The 18295-nt window shown below is 44.2% G+C and carries 17 protein-coding genes; 11 read left to right on the forward strand and 6 right to left on the reverse strand.

Features of this window, described 5'->3' with window-relative positions; translation table 11 throughout:
• The first annotated feature begins 370 nt into the window (after nucleotides 1-370).
• The 6 genes from V4C51_RS06860 to V4C51_RS06885 all read left to right on the forward strand — a co-directional run bounded on the left by V4C51_RS06860 (nucleotide 371) and on the right by V4C51_RS06885 (nucleotide 5684).
• Nucleotides 371-826, forward strand: coding sequence for a hypothetical protein (locus tag V4C51_RS06860; RefSeq protein ID WP_330925403.1), 456 nt, complete (start codon nucleotides 371-373; stop codon nucleotides 824-826).
• 497 nt (nucleotides 827-1323) lie between these two features.
• The gene (locus V4C51_RS06865; RefSeq protein WP_330925404.1) at nucleotides 1324-1812 is read left to right on the forward strand and encodes a hypothetical protein; all 489 of its coding nucleotides are present in this window, start codon (nucleotides 1324-1326) and stop codon (nucleotides 1810-1812) included.
• 652 nt (nucleotides 1813-2464) lie between these two features.
• Nucleotides 2465-2929 carry a hypothetical protein gene (locus V4C51_RS06870; RefSeq protein WP_330925405.1) on the forward strand — a complete coding sequence of 155 codons (465 nt, stop codon included), beginning with the start codon at nucleotides 2465-2467 and terminating at the stop codon, nucleotides 2927-2929.
• A 609-nt stretch (nucleotides 2930-3538) separates the two neighbouring features.
• Nucleotides 3539-4000 carry a hypothetical protein gene (locus V4C51_RS06875; RefSeq protein WP_330925406.1) on the forward strand — a complete coding sequence of 154 codons (462 nt, stop codon included), beginning with the start codon at nucleotides 3539-3541 and terminating at the stop codon, nucleotides 3998-4000.
• A gap of 223 nt (nucleotides 4001-4223) precedes the next feature.
• A complete protein-coding gene (locus V4C51_RS06880) occupies nucleotides 4224-4688 on the forward strand; it encodes a hypothetical protein (protein ID WP_330925407.1) in 465 nt (154 codons plus the stop codon).
• 543 nt (nucleotides 4689-5231) lie between these two features.
• Complete coding sequence (locus tag V4C51_RS06885) at nucleotides 5232-5684, forward strand: hypothetical protein (protein WP_330925408.1); 453 nt, start codon at nucleotides 5232-5234, stop codon at nucleotides 5682-5684.
• Between the two features lie 91 nt (nucleotides 5685-5775).
• On the opposite strand, the gene V4C51_RS06890 is transcribed toward V4C51_RS06885, so the two are convergent.
• Both V4C51_RS06890 and V4C51_RS06895 read right to left on the reverse strand, forming a co-directional pair.
• The gene (locus V4C51_RS06890) at nucleotides 5776-5940 is read right to left on the reverse strand and encodes a hypothetical protein (protein WP_330925409.1); all 165 of its coding nucleotides are present in this window, start codon (nucleotides 5938-5940) and stop codon (nucleotides 5776-5778) included.
• Between the two features lie 190 nt (nucleotides 5941-6130).
• Nucleotides 6131-6559, reverse strand: coding sequence for a hypothetical protein (locus tag V4C51_RS06895; RefSeq protein WP_330925410.1), 429 nt, complete (start codon nucleotides 6557-6559; stop codon nucleotides 6131-6133).
• A gap of 14 nt (nucleotides 6560-6573) precedes the next feature.
• Here V4C51_RS06895 and V4C51_RS06900 point away from each other — a divergent pair, with 14 nt between their 5' ends.
• Nucleotides 6574-6795, forward strand: coding sequence for a hypothetical protein (locus tag V4C51_RS06900; protein ID WP_330925411.1), 222 nt, complete (start codon nucleotides 6574-6576; stop codon nucleotides 6793-6795).
• Nucleotides 6796-6994: 199 nt separating this feature from the next.
• Here the strand turns inward: V4C51_RS06900 and ushA are convergent, their stop codons facing one another.
• Nucleotides 6995-8569, reverse strand: a complete 1575-nt coding sequence (gene ushA, locus V4C51_RS06905; RefSeq protein ID WP_330925412.1) for a bifunctional UDP-sugar hydrolase/5'-nucleotidase UshA — start codon at nucleotides 8567-8569, stop codon at nucleotides 6995-6997.
• A gap of 352 nt (nucleotides 8570-8921) precedes the next feature.
• On the opposite strand from ushA, the gene V4C51_RS06910 reads away from it, so the two are divergent.
• The 4 genes from V4C51_RS06910 to pntB all read left to right on the forward strand — a co-directional run bounded on the left by V4C51_RS06910 (nucleotide 8922) and on the right by pntB (nucleotide 15372).
• Entirely contained in the window at nucleotides 8922-10088 is a 1167-nt protein-coding gene (locus V4C51_RS06910; protein WP_330925413.1) for a phosphoglycerate kinase, read from the forward strand.
• A 467-nt stretch (nucleotides 10089-10555) separates the two neighbouring features.
• Nucleotides 10556-11830, forward strand: a complete 1275-nt coding sequence (locus V4C51_RS06915) for a threonine/serine exporter family protein (protein WP_330925414.1) — start codon at nucleotides 10556-10558, stop codon at nucleotides 11828-11830.
• 593 nt (nucleotides 11831-12423) lie between these two features.
• Entirely contained in the window at nucleotides 12424-13959 is a 1536-nt protein-coding gene (locus V4C51_RS06920) for a Re/Si-specific NAD(P)(+) transhydrogenase subunit alpha (protein WP_330925415.1), read from the forward strand.
• A 12-nt stretch (nucleotides 13960-13971) separates the two neighbouring features.
• Nucleotides 13972-15372, forward strand: coding sequence for a Re/Si-specific NAD(P)(+) transhydrogenase subunit beta (gene pntB / locus V4C51_RS06925; RefSeq protein WP_330925416.1), 1401 nt, complete (start codon nucleotides 13972-13974; stop codon nucleotides 15370-15372).
• A 342-nt stretch (nucleotides 15373-15714) separates the two neighbouring features.
• Here pntB and V4C51_RS06930 read toward each other — a convergent pair whose 3' ends face one another.
• From V4C51_RS06930 to V4C51_RS06940, 3 genes are all read right to left on the reverse strand, one after another.
• Nucleotides 15715-15876, reverse strand: coding sequence for a hypothetical protein (locus V4C51_RS06930; RefSeq protein WP_330925417.1), 162 nt, complete (start codon nucleotides 15874-15876; stop codon nucleotides 15715-15717).
• Nucleotides 15877-16152: 276 nt separating this feature from the next.
• Nucleotides 16153-16887, reverse strand: coding sequence for a hypothetical protein (locus V4C51_RS06935; RefSeq protein WP_330925418.1), 735 nt, complete (start codon nucleotides 16885-16887; stop codon nucleotides 16153-16155).
• 139 nt (nucleotides 16888-17026) lie between these two features.
• The gene (locus V4C51_RS06940) at nucleotides 17027-17644 is read right to left on the reverse strand and encodes a hypothetical protein (protein WP_330925419.1); all 618 of its coding nucleotides are present in this window, start codon (nucleotides 17642-17644) and stop codon (nucleotides 17027-17029) included.
• Nucleotides 17645-18295: the final 651 nt, after the last annotated feature.

Below are 18295 nucleotides of genomic sequence, written 5' to 3' on the forward strand. Positions count from 1 at the left end.
CGGTGCTAATCGCTTTTCAACTAACCCCCGTATTGCGCGCTGGTTATCTGAGCATTTTTTTGCGTTGAAGTTTATAAGAGACCAGATTACAGATTAGAGAAACAATCTGGCGCCTATCGGGTATGGGGTTGAGGTACTACAGCTTGTGATCCATAAACCTGCTTTTTGAAAATAGATGACAATGGTCTTGTTTCTTAATGCGCGACAGTTTTTACAAAGCAGCTTATTGAAATTAATAATATTTTTTTATGCTATTTTGATTTTAAAATAAAGTGGAAAACGCTAACAACAAAAAGTATAGTGGTTATTATCATAAATCCTTTGGTCAGGTGTGTTAACGGTTAGAATTTTATTGCATGGGGTAACCAGAATGAACAATATGTTAGCAGCTTTTGCAACCTTCATTTTCATGGTATTTATTACGAATGCTGGCTTTGTTCATGCCGACGAAAAATATTTGGTAGTAGACTTCTATAACAAGAGCGGTTATACATGCAAGATAACAGATTATAAGCTCAAGCATGGTTATTGGTATGGAGAGCCAAAAAAGTCTTTAGCTATAAAAACAGGTTATATTTATTCTTGGTCGGCGAGGCAAAGTTCATATGGCCCTGATATGACTGTAACACTTAGCTGTGGAGGTTACTCTTTTAGCGTGAGAAATCAACAAAATTATTCTTATATGAAGGGTGGGGATCAATATACCAATACTTTTAATGTCGATAAACATCTGGATGTTACAAACAAACAGACCCAGCATGCCGCGGTATGGGGTGGAAAACCCGGTATTGCAGCAGTCATTGTTTCATTGAAGAAGTCACCTTAAACTTTTAAATGAAACCAGAAACAAGTGACGGTATTAACTATAAAACCCGATGTAACGGGTATTGCTCGTTAAATATGTCTGCCCAAATAGAATGGATATCCGTTTCATTCGTTCGACAAATCAGTTACGGTGCTAATCGCTTTTCAACTAACCCCCGTATTGCGCGCTGGTTATCTGAGCATTTTTTTGCGTTGAAGTTTATAAGAGACCAGATTACAGATTAGAGAAACAATCTGGCGCCTATCGGGTATGGGGTTGAGGTGCTACAGCTTGTGATCCATAAACCTGCTTTTTGAAAATAGATGATAATAGTCTTGTTTCTTAATGCGCGACAGTTTTTACAAAGCAGCTTATTGAAATTAATAATATTTTTTTATGCTATTTTGATTTTAAAATAAAGTGGAAAACGCTAACAACAAAAAGTATAGTGGTTATTATCATAAATCCTTTGGTCAGGTGTGTTAACGGTTAGAATTTTATTGCATGGGGTAACCAGAATGAACAATATGTTAGCAGCTTTTGCAACCTTCATTTTCATGGTATTTATTACGAATGCTGGCTTTGTTCATGCCAACCAAAATTATTTGAGAGTAGACTTCTATAACAAGACCGGTTATACATGCAAAATAACAGATAATGAACTCAAGTATGGTTCGTGGTATAGAAAGCCAAAAAAGTCTTTAACTATAAAAACAGGTAATATAATTTCTTGGTCGGCGGAGCAAAGTGACTTCCATGGCCCTGATATGACTATAACACTTAGCTGTGGAGGTTACTCTTTTAGCGTGAGAAATCAACAAAATTATTGTTATATGGAGGGTGGGGATCAATATACCAATACTTTTAATGTTGATAAACATCTGGATGTTACAAACAAACAGGTTCAGCATGCGGCGGTATGGGGTGGAAAAACCGGTATTGCGGCAGTCACTGCTTCATTGAAGGAAGAAGTCACCTTAAACGTAAATAAAACCGTAAACAAGTGACTACATTAACTATAAAAACCGATATAACGGGTATTGCTCGTTAAATATGTCTGATGCCCAAATAGAATGAGTATCTGTTTCATTCTTTCGACAAATCGGTTACGGTGCTAATCGCTTTTTAATACCTATTGACTCTCTACCCCCTATTATGCGCTGGTTATCTGAGCATTTTTTTTCGTTGAAGTTTATAAGAGACCAGATTACAGAAGCCATTTGACTTGCGCCAGGCAATAATCTTTAAAATACCGTAAAGCACTTGGATGAAAGTAGCTGACTATGATCATGCTTTAAATAAACGACAGTTTTTATTAACCAGAATTTTATAGGAATTAAGGATAATTTTATTATGTTATTCTGGTTTTAAAATCAGGTAGAAATTATTAAGACAACAACGTACAGTAGTCATAATTATAAAGCCTTCGGTTAGATGCCTATGGTCAAGTATTGGGAAAACAGCAAGGTTTTCTGGTGGTTTTTTGTCGATAAAATCAGGCTGACTCGCGACCTTATCACTTGAATTGAGTTAATATTGAACGACAGTATACAGGTAAACCTTACACAATACAGTCGATGTTAATTAATAAATGGCTATTTTGCTGCCAAAGCCAGCATCTTACCGGTTACAATTTTGTTGCATCATGAGGTAACCAAAATGAACAGCGTATTACTAACTATTGCAATTTTTATTTCCACGGTATTTCTTACAAGCTTGAGTTTTGCTACTGATCAACCACCAGAGAACTGTTTGAAAGTAAATATTCTGAACAAAACCAGTTATACATGCAACAGAACAGACCATACTCTCAAACATGGTGACTGGGTTATTTGGAGAGAACCTCCAATATCATTACGTCCATATGGAAGAGATTATTGGATGGGATGCCAGGATGATTTTTATGGCCCTGATATGAGGGCAACATATGAGTGTAATGGCTATTCTTTTAGCGTGAGAAATCAACAAAATTTTTGTTTTTTGAAAACTGGAAATCAACGTTACAGCGCTTATGATGTCGATAAACATCTAAATGTTACCAATAAACAGACTCAACATGCCGCTTTTCATAACCAAAAACCTGGTATTGCAGAAATTACTATTTCATTGAAAAAGTCACCTTGAGCTGAATAAATGGGAACTAGGAGCCTATCCGAGAACAGCCCCCGTAGCGAGGATTGCGAGAAATTGAGGATAAAAATTTCTGCTTCTGAGGAGAATAGCGGGGCGACTTGACGAAGAAGCAGGAATTTTTAGACCAATTTATCGCAACCGCAGCAGGGCAGTCTATTCTCGGACAGGCTCCTGGTACTGTTAAGCGCTAATACCCATACAGTCGTCATTCCCGCAAAGGCGGGAATCTGAATCTACCAGAAAATGGACTCCTACCTTCGCAGGAGTGACCAAAGTGATGCTTGTATGTATATTAACGCTTGTTCGCACTAGTTGATGGCATTAACTATAAAACCCGATGTAACGAGTATTGCTTTGTTAACTCCCTTATACCTTGAGTTCGATCACCACTCTCAGCGTGGTATAAGCGTTATTCTATATAATCTGTTAGACTGTCACTAACGAGCTGCTTTTTTCTGGTGCTAGGAGCCTGTCGGACTTAAGGCAATTTCGGCCTGAAATCCAGAAAGCGCGGCCAGAATTTCATACTCGAAAGCTTAAGCCCGACAGGCTCCTGGCATCTTAACGGTTACAATTTTATTGCGTCATGAGGTAACCAAAATGAATAGAGTATTACTGACCCTTGCAACTTTTATTTCCACGACATTTCTTATAAGCGCTAGTTTTGCTGGTTCAGCACCAGAGGAATGCTTACAAGTAAACGTTCTAAACAAAACCAATTATACATGCAATCGAAAAGACTTTGCTCTTAAGCATGGTAGCTGGACTGACGGAAAAACACCGCCAATAGCGATACACCCACAAAGAGGAGAGTATTGGACGGCGTGCCAGACTGAATTTTATGGTCCTAATGTGACGGCAACCTATGAGTGTAATGGCTATTTTTTTAGCGTAAAAAATCAACAAAACCTTCTTTTCGTAAAAGCTGGGAATCAACACTGCCGTGTTTATAATATCGATAAACATCTAAACGTTACTAATAAACAAACCCAACATGCTAACGAGGTTTCACATAAAATCGGAATTGCACAAGTTATTATTTCATTGAAGAAGTCACCTTGAGCTTGAATAAATAGGAACTGATTGATGGCATTAACTATAAAATCCAGTGTACTGAGCATTGCTTTGTTAACTCCCTTATGCTTTGAGTTCGGGCGCCACTGTCAGTGTAATACAAACGTTATTCTGTACAATCCGTCAGATGATCAGTAATGAGTCGCTGTTATCTGCGGCCAGAGAGGGGGGCTTAACGGTTAAAATTTTGTTGCGTCATGAGGTAACCAAAATGAACGGCTTATTACTGACCATTGCAATGTTTATTTCCACGGTATTTCTTACAAGTTCCAGTTATGCTGATAAATCAAAAGAGGAGGGATGTTTGCGAGTAGAGATTCTAAACAAAACCAACTATACATGTAAACGAACAGATTTTTCTCTTAAGCATGGTCAATGGGTTGATGGACTGGAACCTCCTGCAATGATACGTCCCTATACAGACCGTGTTTGGAAGGCGTGTCAGGATACTTTGTATGGTCCTGATATGACTGCGACATTCAGCTGTAATGGTCACTCTTTTTCCGTGAGAAATCAGCAAAATTTTTGTTTATTGGCAGCTGGAAATCAACACTACAGTGCTTTTAATGTTGATAAACATCTAAATGTTACCAATAAACAGGCTCGGCATGCCGACAAATCTGCACACGAATTCGGCGTCGCGCAAATTGTTATTTCATTGAAGAAGTCGCCTTGAGCTTGAATAAATGAGAAATAAGTGGCGGCATTAAATGTAAAATCCAAACGAGTATTTCTTCCCTTAAGAGGCCCGTTAAGGAACAGCCTGATTGGTTCCAATAATGAGGATGAAGTAATAATGTTTGAAACCTGAAAGGCGTCTGGATGAAAGTAGATGACGATGGTTAGATGTCTGCCCGGTAACATTTTTGCACATAGCACTTTATTTCGATTAAAAATAATTTTCTTATGCTATTTTGATTTTTAAAACCACGTAGAAATCATTAATATCACATTGTATAGTAGGCACAGCGATAAAGCGTAGGATTAGATTTCTATGGTCAGGTATGATTATCAAAAACATAGCTATGCCGCCCAGAGACTCCTTATCTTTTTTTCGTCAAAATCACGTTTGCTTATCCCTTTACTCTCTTATGCCTTATTGCTTGAATCCAGCCAAGCTCCTCCGTTCTGCATGAGAAAAGCATTAATGAGTCGCTGTTTTCTGCTGCGAGAGCAGGTGTCTTAACCGTTACATTTTATTGCGTCATGGGGCAACAAAATGAACAGAGTGTTACTGACCTTCGCAACTTTTATTTCCACGATATTTCTTACAAACACTAGTTTCGCTGGGGCGTTATCAGAGAATTGTTTGCTAGTATACCTTGTAAACAAAACCAATTATACATGCAAACGAACAAACTTTACTCTTAAGCATGGTGAATGGAGAGGGGCACAAAAACCTCCTGAAGAGTTACACCCACACAAAAAAGGTTATTGGACGGCTTGTGAGAGTCATTTGTATGATCCTGATATGGCTGTAACATATAAGTGTAATGGTTATTCTTTTAGCGTGGAAACTCAACAAAATTTTTGTTTGTTAGAAGCTGGGGATCAACATAATCGTATTTATGATATAGATAAACACCTAAGTGTTACCGGTAATGAGATTCAGCATGCCAATAAAAAATTACGTAGACCAGGCGTTGCACAAGTTGATGTTTCATTGAAATAGTCACCTTGAGTTTGAAAAAAATGGCTTTAGTTGGAAACAGTCTTAAAGCTATGGAAGGGTAAATGATGGAAGTTGTTACCACGTCTACAAATCAGATTATTGCGAAACGCGGACAAAAAGAGGGAATATTTTTTATTTGCTGTCGGGCAACGTAATCATAGTAAACGACTGACATCGTGAAAATACCAAAAGGCTTGATCATAACACTATCTCCAGCCTGGTTATCATCACCCCCGTCTGAACGACGGAGCTTCATAGAAACTGTTCATGATCGAAAAGCGAAACCCTTAAGAAAGGTGGCCTGTTTTCGATTGTCTGAAACGCTGGTAATGCGATGTAACGAAGAAAACAGGCGACCTGCCAAGTGGCAACGAACTCAGAGTACTATCTGCTCCATTATAGTAAGATCTGCTCAACGGATGTCGTAGCCAGTATGAAACGCGTCATTAAAAAGGACCACATACCCATTTTGACGTTGCTGGAAAAACGCGCATATCCTCCATTTGTTTATCATAAAACCCACTCGTGCAACCCAGGGGGAACCTTCCCTGATCGAGGGCATTTGCTACCGTATAAATAATCGAATCCGCTTGGCTGCAAAGGTATTTCCCATAAACACGGTCACTGCATATCGCTTTTTTCATTTTAGCGTTCTCCCTGGTTGGGAAAATCGACGCAGCCATTTGCGCCTCGTGATTGAATTGCACGTAGTACCCTGACTTATTATGACCGTCAGTAACCCTGATTGAAGCGGTGGCAGACGCACTCACCAAAGGGCATAAAACCGATGAAATAGCAACTACAACGAAAGGCTTGATCATAACACTATCTCCAGCCTGGTTATCATCACCCCCGTCTGAACAACGGAGATTCATGGAAGCTGTTGTTGGTGATCGAAAAGCGAACCCCATGGGAAAGGCTGCCTGTTTTTCAGTTTTCTGAGAGTGTAGTGGTTCTGCGTAACGAAGAAGCGTTCAAGACAGGCGGCTTTTATCAGCGATTGGGACTCATAAAGGATTGTGAACAGTTTTTACGCCTATATTTAAAAGATTTCAAGCAGTTTCGCGCCGCCAGCAAGGGGATGGTAAAAGGTGTCGCGAAAGTGGTTTAAATGGGCAATCACCTCTACTTTCGTCATCCCGGCAAAGTCGTGATGCCACAACTGGGAATGGATTCCTGTCTTCGCAGAAATGACAGAAAAGGCGCAAAAAAGTGTAGTTAACTTTTTTGCGACACCCACTCAAAGTGCAGGACTCTTCGCGGTTATGATAAAAGCGTATGAACAGTTTCTACGCAGTGGTAATGAAACGCTACAATCGGGTGACTGTTTCAGGCTTGTAATCGTTGGCCTTAATTGGCGAATGCTGCTTGATGTAAGCTTTCAGTACCTCCGCATCCACTAACCCCGTGTTGACATAATTACCGGTTTCCACCAGATTCGGGTAGCCGTCACCCCCTGCCGCTGAAAAATTATTAATAGCCATACGATAGGTTTTCGATGACTCCAAGGGCTCGCCGTTAATAGCGATACGGGAAATGCTGTCACCTGTGATGGTCATGGTAATGTCTGAAAAATGGGCAAACGCGCCAGTGTTTGTGGGCATTAAAGCGACAGTCTTCAAATAATTTATCACTTCTTTACCCGTTAAATCGATATAACCCACATTGTTTCCAAATGGCTGCACCATCAGCACATCACGGTAGGTAATGTCACCTGGCGCAATACTGGCTCGAATACCACCGGAATTGATGACACCAAAATCAGCACTCACTCGCTCCTGCTGGGCTTTAGCCATCAAAACGCCGAGATTAGTATAGCCAAAACGAACGACTGAACGTTCACCTTGTAAATGCTGATCCACATGGCCAATTTTTTGCCCAAGCAATTTCTTGCCTTTCTCCCGAAAAGGCGACAGCAATGCCAGCATTTCCCGGTTTTCAGCCAAAGTGACCTTACTGCCTGCATGGTTTACAGGAATCAATCGATAATCAACCAGCGTTAACTCGCCTCCTTTGAATTCAAAATCAGCACGCCCAACATAACGTCCCCAGTCTTGTGCTTGTACAATCCAGGTGCCATTTTGGCGATCAGGTTTAGACAACAAACTCTGTGAGTGCCCACCGACAATCAGATCAATGCCACTGACCTTGCGGGCCAGTGTCACATCCCCCGGCGCATTGATTTTATGAAGACCGTTGGCATAGTGACCCATATGAGTCGTGGCGATAAGAATATCCGATTGTGCTTTTAATTCAGGCACCAGCTTTTTTGCTTCCTCAATGGGGGAGCGAAAATCCACGTTATTTCTATTTTCCGCACTGACGAATTTAACCGTATCCTCTGTGGTTAAGCCCATGACGGCAACACGGACACCCTCGAAATTAAAGAGCTTAAAAGCATCAAACAATCGTTTGCCACTGTCTTGCGCGTAAATATTGGCAGAAAGGAAAGGAAAGTTAGCGACGCTTTGCTGCATACGAATCGTTTTAAGCGGATTATCAAATTCATGGTTGCCCACAGCCATGGCATCGTAACCTAACAGGTTCATGCCCTTAAAATCAGGAACGGCTTTTTGTATATCGGACTCAGGTACACCAGTATTGATATCCCCACCTGATAATAAAAGCACATGACCGCCTTTTGATTGAACCTCGTCACGGATAGCATCTACCAGAGTTTTACGCGCGGCCATACCCCACTCGTTTTTGTTATTGCGCCAAAAGCGACCGTGGTGGTCATTGGTATGAACAATGGTAAACCGGTGAGTTTTATCAGGGTCATACTGGGGTGCTGGCTGTGAGATGTTGGCACAACCGGTTATTAATGTACTGACAGCAATAACGATGATAGCCTGGACCAGAAAGACCGAGCGAAGCATTGGCATGGTTAGTTAATTCCATGAAAATAATATGCGAATATAATGAAAGCCATCATGAAAAGCATCATGAAAAATATCATTATAATCTCAGGAGCAATTTTAAAATATTAATAATAGACGCTATAAAAAATAGCCTGTTCCATTCTCCGTCAGCGTGCTTTTTTACTACATTAGACATTAAAATTCAAGGAATAAATACCTTTTGGACAGACCTGGTGCTTGCCAGAATGAACCGGCAAGACAATGGCCGAAAGCATTTGCTGATTTCAGTTTCTACGGGTTTATGCTATCGTCCTGCCACATTTACTTGCGGGCTATGTAAGCAACGTATTAGCCTAGGCCCTTAAAAGGAGTTCTCATGAACGTACTGAAGATGAACGGGCTGGATCTTTCCGGCAAGCGTGTTCTTATTCGTGAAGACCTCAATGTTCCCATAAAAGACGGCAATGTCGCCAGTGATGCCCGCGTCGTTGCCGCATTGCCCACCATTAAACAGGCCATCGCCGCTGGTGCCAGGGTTATGGTTACATCTCATCTGGGGCGGCCAACGGAAGGCCAGTACGATCCACAATTTTCCCTGAAACCCGTTGCGGCCTATATCAGTGATAAGCTCGGTCAACCTGTCCGGCTTATCCAGAACTGGGTTGACGAAGGCTTTGATGTTGATGCGGGTGAAGTCATTATTCTTGAAAATGTCCGCTTTAACGCGGGCGAAAAAAAAGATGATGCCACCCTTGCGCAAAAAATGGCCGCTTTGTGTGACGTTTATGTTATGGATGCCTTTGGCACGGCCCACCGGGCACAAGCCTCAACGCACGGGGTAGGAAAATACGCGCCTGTTGCCTGCGCTGGTCCTTTGCTTTGGGGCGAGCTGGAGGCGCTGGGCAAGGCGCTGGATAATCCCCAAAAGCCAATGACAGCCATTGTCGGTGGCTCAAAAGTTTCTACAAAGCTGACGGTTCTGGAGTCACTTTCTGCTATCTGTGACCAACTGATTGTTGGTGGAGGGATTGCCAATACGTTTTTGGCGGCTGCCGGCAAAAACGTCGGTAATTCCCTTTATGAACAAGACCTGATCCCACAAGCCAAAGCCTTGATGGAAAAAACCCATGTTCCACTTCCGATAGACGTTGTCTGTGGTAAGCGGTTCGATGAAAACGAACCGGCAATGATTAAATCTGTTGATGATGTTGCCGATGATGACATGATTTTTGACATTGGGCCAGAGACACAAAAACAGTTTGCTCAACTGCTTAAAAGCGCAAAAACTATTCTTTGGAATGGCCCGGTTGGCGTGTTTGAATTTGACCAGTTTGGTGAAGGTACTCGCTCCCTGTCAAAAGCCATTGCCGAGTCATCCGCATTTTCTATTGCTGGCGGCGGTGATACGCTGGCTGCTATTGATAAGTACGGCATTAAAGGCAAAGTGTCTTACATCTCAACCGGTGGTGGGGCTTTCCTGGAGTTTGTAGAGGGAAAAAAACTGCCGGCAGTGGCCATGCTAGAGCAAGCGGCTTCCCGTTAAATTTATGTTTATAAACAGTGGTGCAGTGTTTTCAGCTTGAGCTTTCGGGTTTGCCAGTGTGGCAGACGTTGCTCAAGCTGGGCACAGAAAGCAGGTGAGTGATTGTTTTCTCTCAGAGGCTGTGCTTTTTTAAATTTCAATAAATAGAATGCTGGCAGCGCAAAGACAGGGCAGCGGTTTTATTTAAAAAATTTTACATTTGTTTATTACTGACGCTAACCGGGCAACTGACGTTTTTCTTCCACGCTAGGAGCCTGACCGAGAATAGCGCCCGTAGCGAGGATTACGAGAAATTGAGGATAAAAATTTCTGCTTCTGAGGAGAATAGCGGGGCTATTTGACGAAGAAGCAGGAATTTTTAGACCAATTTATCGCAACCGCAGTAGGGTAGTCTATTCTCGGTCAGGCTCCTAGCATCCCACATAGTATGCGCTTTTTATTTGTCGAGTTAACAGGATATATGCGAAATGTCGAGCTATGGGATGTTATCAATGGCTGATCGGGAAGAGCATACAACTATCACCCTGGCAGGCTTTAAGGCCAAATACCAGTTTATTATAAAACTCGGCACAGCACTCCATGCTTTTGGTATCGAGGCTTATCGGCTGGAAGCCCACTTAAACAGAATATCCCATAGTCAGGGCATAACAGGTTCCTTTCTGGTCACACCGACTACCCTGACCTTTGTATTTTCCTCATTGGATAAACAGCTGGAACATACCCACGTTTCCCGGGTAAAACCAGGGGATATTGACCTTGGCAAACTGGCTGATGTGAATGATGTCATCGAACAACTCATTGCTGAAGAAATAACGGTAGTTCAGGCCCATATCCGGCTGAATGAAATAGAAGCCAGCCCACCGTTGTATTCCAGTGTATTATCTCTGGGTGCCTTCGGGGTGAGCAGTGGCGCATTTGCCATGCTGATTGGGACGGACTGGTTGAATATTGTGTTTGCCACAGGTCTGGGGATTGTTTGTTATTTGTTTGTGTACTGCTCACAATTCTATCCACGGATGACCCTTGGCCTTGAACCTCTGGTGGCTTGTGTTAATGGTCTTATTGCCATTGGCGCTCACGCTATTGAACCCGCCATTCATGTCCCCCTCGCCGTACTGTCCAGTATTATTATTTTTATCCCCGGGCTTTCCATTACATTAGGCTTGAATGAACTGGCCGCCAGGGAGTTGATTTCTGGTACTGCCCGGTTGATGGATGCTGTCATGTTGCTGTTCAAACTGTACTTTGGCGCCATGCTCGGGATTGCCCTGGGTAGCAAACTGTGGGGGGAAGCCGACATACCTGATGCTAACGTCCTGCCTGGCTGGTCTGCCTGGGTCGCTGTACTGATATTGTCTACCTCTTTGGGAGCCGTGTTTAACGTCCGTTATAAAGATGTTGTCTGGGGCGTTGGTTCTGGCTTTCTGGCTTACGCCACGGGAATCGCTGGCATTATGTTACTGGGCGATGCGCTTGGCTATTTTATTGGTGCGCTGGCTGTTGGCTTGTACGGGAATCTGTATGCCATCTGGAAAAAATCACCCGCTACCGTTGTATTGCTGCAAGGTATTGTCGTGCTTGTGCCTGGCAGCAAAACCTACATGGGGCTCAACGGTTTAATTACAGGTTACTCCATCGTCAGTGACCCTAATCTGGGCACCAATACATTTCTGGTATTTATGTCATTGGTGGCAGGGCTGATCTTTGCCAATATCATGTTGCCCACAAAACAAGAGTTGTGACGCTTTGGTATTTTCCGCGCAGCGTTGTCAATAAGCGTGAGACGTTCCCTGAAAAACCTGCGCGTTGGGAGGATCAGGAAAGAGGTGCTAGGAGCCTGACCGAGAATAGCGCCCGTAGCGAGGATTACGAGAAATTGAGGATAAAAATTTCTGCTTCTGAGGAGAATAGCGGGGCTATTTGACGAAGAAGCAGGAATTTTTAGACCAATTTATCGCAATCGCGGTAGGGTGGTCTATTCTCGGTCAGGCTCCTATTAATTAAGAGTGTGTCGAAAGCCTTAATCAGGCCAATAGTCTCGCTTAATTACAACTTTTACTGAAAATACCATACTATATCCGTGGCTGGCGTTTTCGTGTTTTTGTCTCCTACAGGCTGACCAGACAGGTGCTATGGGCTATTTCTTATAGGTATTTATTGGCTTGACAGTCATGTTAGAACGCTTTTCGATAAGTAATGTTCGTTTATCGTATAAAAACAGAAAACAACCAAACCCCTTATCAGGGTGAAAGGATCGGATGACCTTTGTTTGCAGCTTTGTAATCACAGGCTTCTGGAAGACGCCTCAGTGTGTTCAGTAACCGGGTAATTGAGTATGCGTATAGGAATTCCTGGAGAAATCCAGGCGAATGAAAACCGAGTGGCAGCAACTCCTGACACAGTGGGCAGGCTGATAAAACTCGGTTTTGATGTCACTATTGAAAGTGGCGCCGGAACCAGCGCCAGCTTTGAAGACGTTCAGTATGAAGCCGCCGGGGCTCAAATCATTGCTAATCACAAAGACGCATTGCGTGCTGATATTGTTCTCAAAGTAAACCCGCCCACTGATGCTGAGATTGCTGAGTTAAAAGAAGGGGCTACCCTGGCTGGTTTTATCTGGCCGGCACAAAATGAAGCATTGCTGGAAAAGCTCTCCCGGAAAAATGTCAATGTTCTCTCCATGGATTGCGTGCCGAGACTGTCACGGGCTCAGCCATTGGACGCGTTGAGTTCAATGGCAAACATTAGTGGTTATCGTGCGGTTGTTGAAGCCTCCCATGAGTTTGGTCGTTTTTTCAATGGACAGATTACCGCTGCCGGTAAAATTCCACCCGCTAAGGTGATGGTTATCGGCGCAGGTGTTGCCGGTCTTGCGGCGGTGGGTGCCGCAGGCAGTCTGGGCGCGATTGTTCGCGCTTTTGATACGCGCCCTGAGGTAAAAGAGCAAGTGGAAAGTATGGGGGCAACGTTTCTCGAGCTGGACTTTGAAGAGGATGGCAGCGCCAGTGACGGCTATGCCAAGGAGATGAGCCAGGCATTTATTGATGCTGAAATGGCGCTGTTCCTCCAACAGGCCAAAGAAGTGGATATCATTATTACCACCGCGCTGATACCCGGAAAACCGGCCCCCAGGCTGATTACCGAAGACATGGTTAAAGCCATGAAATCTGGCAGTGTGATCGTGGATCTGGCAGCACAAACCGGCGGAAACTGTGTCCTCACCGAAGAAGGAAAGGTGGTGACACACCATGGCGTGAAAATCATCGGGTACAGTGATTTGCCCAGTCGCCTGCCAGCACAGTCCAGTCAGTTATACGGCACCAACCTGCTGAATATGGTAAAGCTGATGTGCCCGGAAAAAGACGGTACGCTGACCATTGATTTTGACGATGAGGTGATTCGCGGACTGACAGTGATGCGTGAAGGCAGCATTACCTGGCCACCTCCCCCCGTAAAAGTAAGTGCCCCCCCCGTGAGTAAACCGGAAAAACCGGCTGAAACTAAACAAGCGCCAACACCCCGTAAACCCTGGGTTAAACCTGCATTGATAACAGTCGGTGCCTGCCTGTTCGGCTGGGTGGCAAATGCCGCGCCAGGCAGTCTGCTTGAGCACCTTACCGTCTTTATGCTGGCCTCTATTGTTGGTTACTACGTGATATGGAATGTCACCTCCGCGCTGCACACCCCCTTGATGAGTGTCACCAATGCGATCAGTGGTATCGTCGTTGTCGGCGCATTAATGCAAATCGGCACTGACAATGCGTGGGTGCTGACTCTGTCCGGTATTGCGGTGGTGGTGGCGATGATCAATATCGTCGGTGGGTTTGCTGTGACACAGCGAATGCTGAAAATGTTTCATCTGGGCAAGTAGGGGAGTTGCGCTATGTCACAAGGATTATTAATGGCTGCCTATCTGGTGGCTACGATAATGTTTATCCAGGGGCTTGCCGGACTCAGTAAACCTGAAACGGCAAAAGGCGGTAACCTGTATGGTATTGTGGGTATGGTGATTGCGGTTATAGCCACGCTCATCCATGCTCAGCTGGAAGGCTTTACCCTGATAACACTGACCATGATGCTTGGTACAGGTATTGGGCTATACCTCGCCATGAAAGTAGAAATGACCGAGATGCCGCAAATGGTAGCGGTACTGAATGGTCTTGGTGGTCTTGCCGCGGTGTTTATTGGGTTTTCCAGCGCGATTACTGAAGAAAATGCCCTTGCCACAAAACTTAGCGAGTTTGTGCCTGCGGTGGATCAAACCATTCACAGTGTTGAGGTGGTTCTTGGCGTTATTATCGGGGCTGTGACGTTTAGTGGCTCAGCCGTGGCGGCGGGTAAATTGCATGCCCTGATTCCCAGCCAGGCGCTGTCCATGAAAGGACGTCACTGGGCAAATCTGGCATTGTTGGTGCTCGCTGTATTGCCAGGGGTTGTCTACGTCCAGCAACACAGTCTTTTTGCACTGGTACTGGTCACCTTGTTTGCCTTGGGCTTTGGTACATTCCTGGTGCTGGGCATTGGCGGCGCTGATATGCCCGTTGTCGTATCAATGCTAAATGCTTATTCCGGCCTGGCTGCTGCCGCGACAGGGTTTACGCTGGACAATAACCTGCTCATTATCACAGGTGCCATGGTCGGCTCTTCAGGTGCCATTTTATCGTACCTGATGTGCAAAGCCATGAATCGGTCTTTCGTTTCCGTCATTCTAGGTGGTTTTGGGAATGAGGGCAGCACCCACAGCGGCGCCGATGTTGAAGGCGAGTACACTGAATCCAGTGGAGAAGCGGTGGCCCAACTTTTGAAGCAAGCCTCAAGTGTTATTATTACACCAGGGTATGGTATGGCCGTCGCGCAGGCACAACACGCGGTTCACAGCCTGATGACGGAACTCAGTCAACGCAAGATCAAGGTACGTTTTGGCATTCATCCGGTAGCCGGTCGTTTACCGGGGCATATGAATGTGCTATTGGCTGAAGCAAAAGTGCCCTACGATATCGTGGAAGAGATGGAGGACATCAATGACGACTTTTCTGATACCGATGCAGTACTGGTCATTGGTGCTAATGACACAGTGAATCCTGCGGCGGCAGAAGATCCTTCGAGTCCTATTTCTGGCATGCCTGTGTTAAAAGTCTGGAATGCCAAAAATGTTATTGTTTTCAAACGCTCAATGGCCACAGGTTATGCTGGCGTACAAAATCCGTTATTTTTCAAAGAGAATACGTCTATGTTGTTTGGTGATGCAAGGGACAGCGTTGAAAGTATTGTAAAACAACTGTAGCCATTACTTGTTGAAGGGTTGACAGCCTCCTCGCCTTAAAGAAGGTGTCGCGAAACGCTGAAATACACTCCGCACCGTCATCCTGTACAGGGAATGTACAGGAACCACGCTCTATGGAAGGCACTCTAACCGCACGTATCATGCGGGTTTAGTGATTCACGTCCTTGTGGCATAGAGCCCTTACAATCCCTGTACGGGATGACGACGGAGAAAATTAAGCGTTTCGCGACACCCTCTAAACGACGAGGAGGCTGTCAATAAGGTGATCATAAAACTTTACAGGGAAGCTTTTCGATGTAAAAAAGTTCTATGTGTCGTCTGAGAAACCGCGCTGATGGCAGTTTACCAGAACTCATTGAAACCATGATCAGTTACCATGAATGTGCTAACGGGTTGTTCATTGAGAAAAATCAATTCTCCGGCTACGAGCAATAAATCAGCGCCTAACGACAACACGAACCCCAAGAACATAACCGTTGAGATTTTGCTCATTGCAGATTGCATGAGATGAATCCTCATTATCTATTAGCCTAAATTCCGTAGTTGAATTTTGTAAACTCCTTCTATTCCTTGTGACAGTTGGGCTTGCGCATTTTTATAACACCCCTTTTGGGTGAGTGTGCAAAATGGTTATAAACCTACGCTCGTATGGACTTTAACAAAGGTGCTGATTTCAACTGATTAATTTAGGATTAGCCATTATTTATGCCCCAGAGCAGTCCTTCTTACAAGTACGCTAAAAAGCATCACTGATTATTGCCGTTGCCTTAGAAATTAATCCTAATAACTGTCCACGTTTCGCTCGTTAAAGAGTTTAGCCACTTTGGCTGCGTTCCCATTATATTCAGGGTTTTCACCGAGGATAAGTTCGATACCGGATTGACCCATCCATTCTTCTGACCAACGGTAGTCATCACCTACATGTTTATCCGACCAGACAATACCGACAATGGATGTATTGGGGATGGCATGGATGAAATTAACCTCATAAATCTCGTGTAAAAACGCCTGCTCCTGCCCAAGGAGCAACGGGTGGTTTCGATAGGCTTCTGGCACGCCGATAGCGTAGCCAGCCATGTCCCTTGCGTCAATTAAATAGATATAACCAGCAAATGCACACCAGCCTGGGCCAGAGCCAGAGAGAGGATTGAAATATTTGATATTGTCAGTATTAAGCGTATTAAGTTTTACGTAATATTGTGCGATTCGGGTAGACAGGCTTGTGGAAACCCCGGCAGCGAAGGTAAACCCACCGTTGAGAGCCCCTGTCATTCGATCCATGCGATGATCAATAGAAATATCATCATAAAATCTTCCTCTGGGAATAAATCCTTGCTCAAAGATAATTTCAGGACGCCTGCTATCACCACGAAAAACAAAACCTGAAAAAATACGCTCCCCGTCTTCACCTTGAAGCAGTCTTTTACAGCACGAACCCCTGATCAGGTTTGTATTATTGTGCTTTGCGTAATTTGACAATAGAAATAATCGTGGAAAAATCTCCAGGTTATCCATGGTATTTTCTCTGGCATTGAACAGGGTACAGGACAACACCGCTGTTCAGAAAAGTTGCAATACAGGCTCCTGGGTCATCGTTTGTTGTGACTATTGACGGTATTCCCCGGGGCAAACAGTGGAAACTGCCTGCCTCTGGCTATTTGAAGAGTTTAGCCACACTTTCCGTGTCCCCATTATATTGAGGATTTTCACCAAGCATAAGCTCAAAACCGGATTTACCCATCCACTCCCGTGAACGACGGCAGTGTCTATCCATAACAAAGTTATCGGACCAGACGGCACCGACAATGGAGGTATTGGGGATGGCATGGATGAAATTTACCTCATAAGTCTCTTTCAAAAACTGCTGCTGCCTCCCCTTCAGCAACGGCTCATTTTGATAAGTTTCTGGTACGCCGATAGCATAGCCAGCCATATCCCTTGCATCAATTAAATAAATATAGCCATCAAAAGCCCACCAAGAGGTGACACTCCCAAGCCCAGAGGGCATGGTATCATAACCTGCAGTGGGATTATCAAATTGCACGTAAAATTGTGCAATTCTGCTAGAAACCGATGTGGAAACGCCATGATTAAATGTAAAGCCGTCGCGCTTTCTCCCTGTTAATCGATCCATGCGATCATCAAGGGAAGTGGAATGCTCAAATACGCCAGTAGGAATAAACCCTTCACGGAAGATAAGCTCAGGCCTTCTTTTATCGCCTCGAAAAACAAAACCTGAAAATAGACGTTCCCCATCTTCAATTGCCCCCACATATCTAAAGATGCCTCCTTCAACCTTTGTTGTATTATTGTGCCTCCTATAAGACAGACTGAAGATTCTTTTGCAGGCAGGGGGTTTATTCATGGCATTTTTCCTCTGAGTTAAATCAAAAAAACTCAGTACCAATACTGCGGACGGTTCTACGAGCCTGTTGGACTTAAGGCAATTTCGGCCTGAAATCCAGAAAGTGCGAGAAAGCGCGAGAAAGCGCGAGAAAGCGCGAGAAAATGCGGCCAGAATTTCCGATCAATTTGCTTAAATAGGTCAACTATTCGCACAAATCCATCGAAAAATCTGACTCGCCCTACTGAATTTCATGCTCGAAAGCTTAAGCCCGACAGGCTCCTAGGAGCCTGTCCGAGAATAGACTACCCTACTGCGGTTGCGATAAATTGGTCTAAAAATTCCTGCTTCTTCGTCAAATAGCCCCACTATTATCCTCATAAGCAGAAATTTTTATCCTCAATTTCTCGTAATCCTCGCTACGGGCGCTATTCTCGGTCAGGCTCCTCGTTGGTCCGGCCTTGAGTCGGCCTTTTTCTGCTATTTATCACTCCCGTTAATCCCACAGGGTTATGCCAGCACGCGCCCTGGTGATAAACACGCGTGCTGTTGCCGCAAAATTCGGCTACTTTCAATGAA

It is taken from the genome of Candidatus Sororendozoicomonas aggregata, assembly GCF_031528575.1.
GTDB lineage: Bacteria > Pseudomonadota > Gammaproteobacteria > Pseudomonadales > Endozoicomonadaceae > Endonucleibacter > Endonucleibacter aggregata.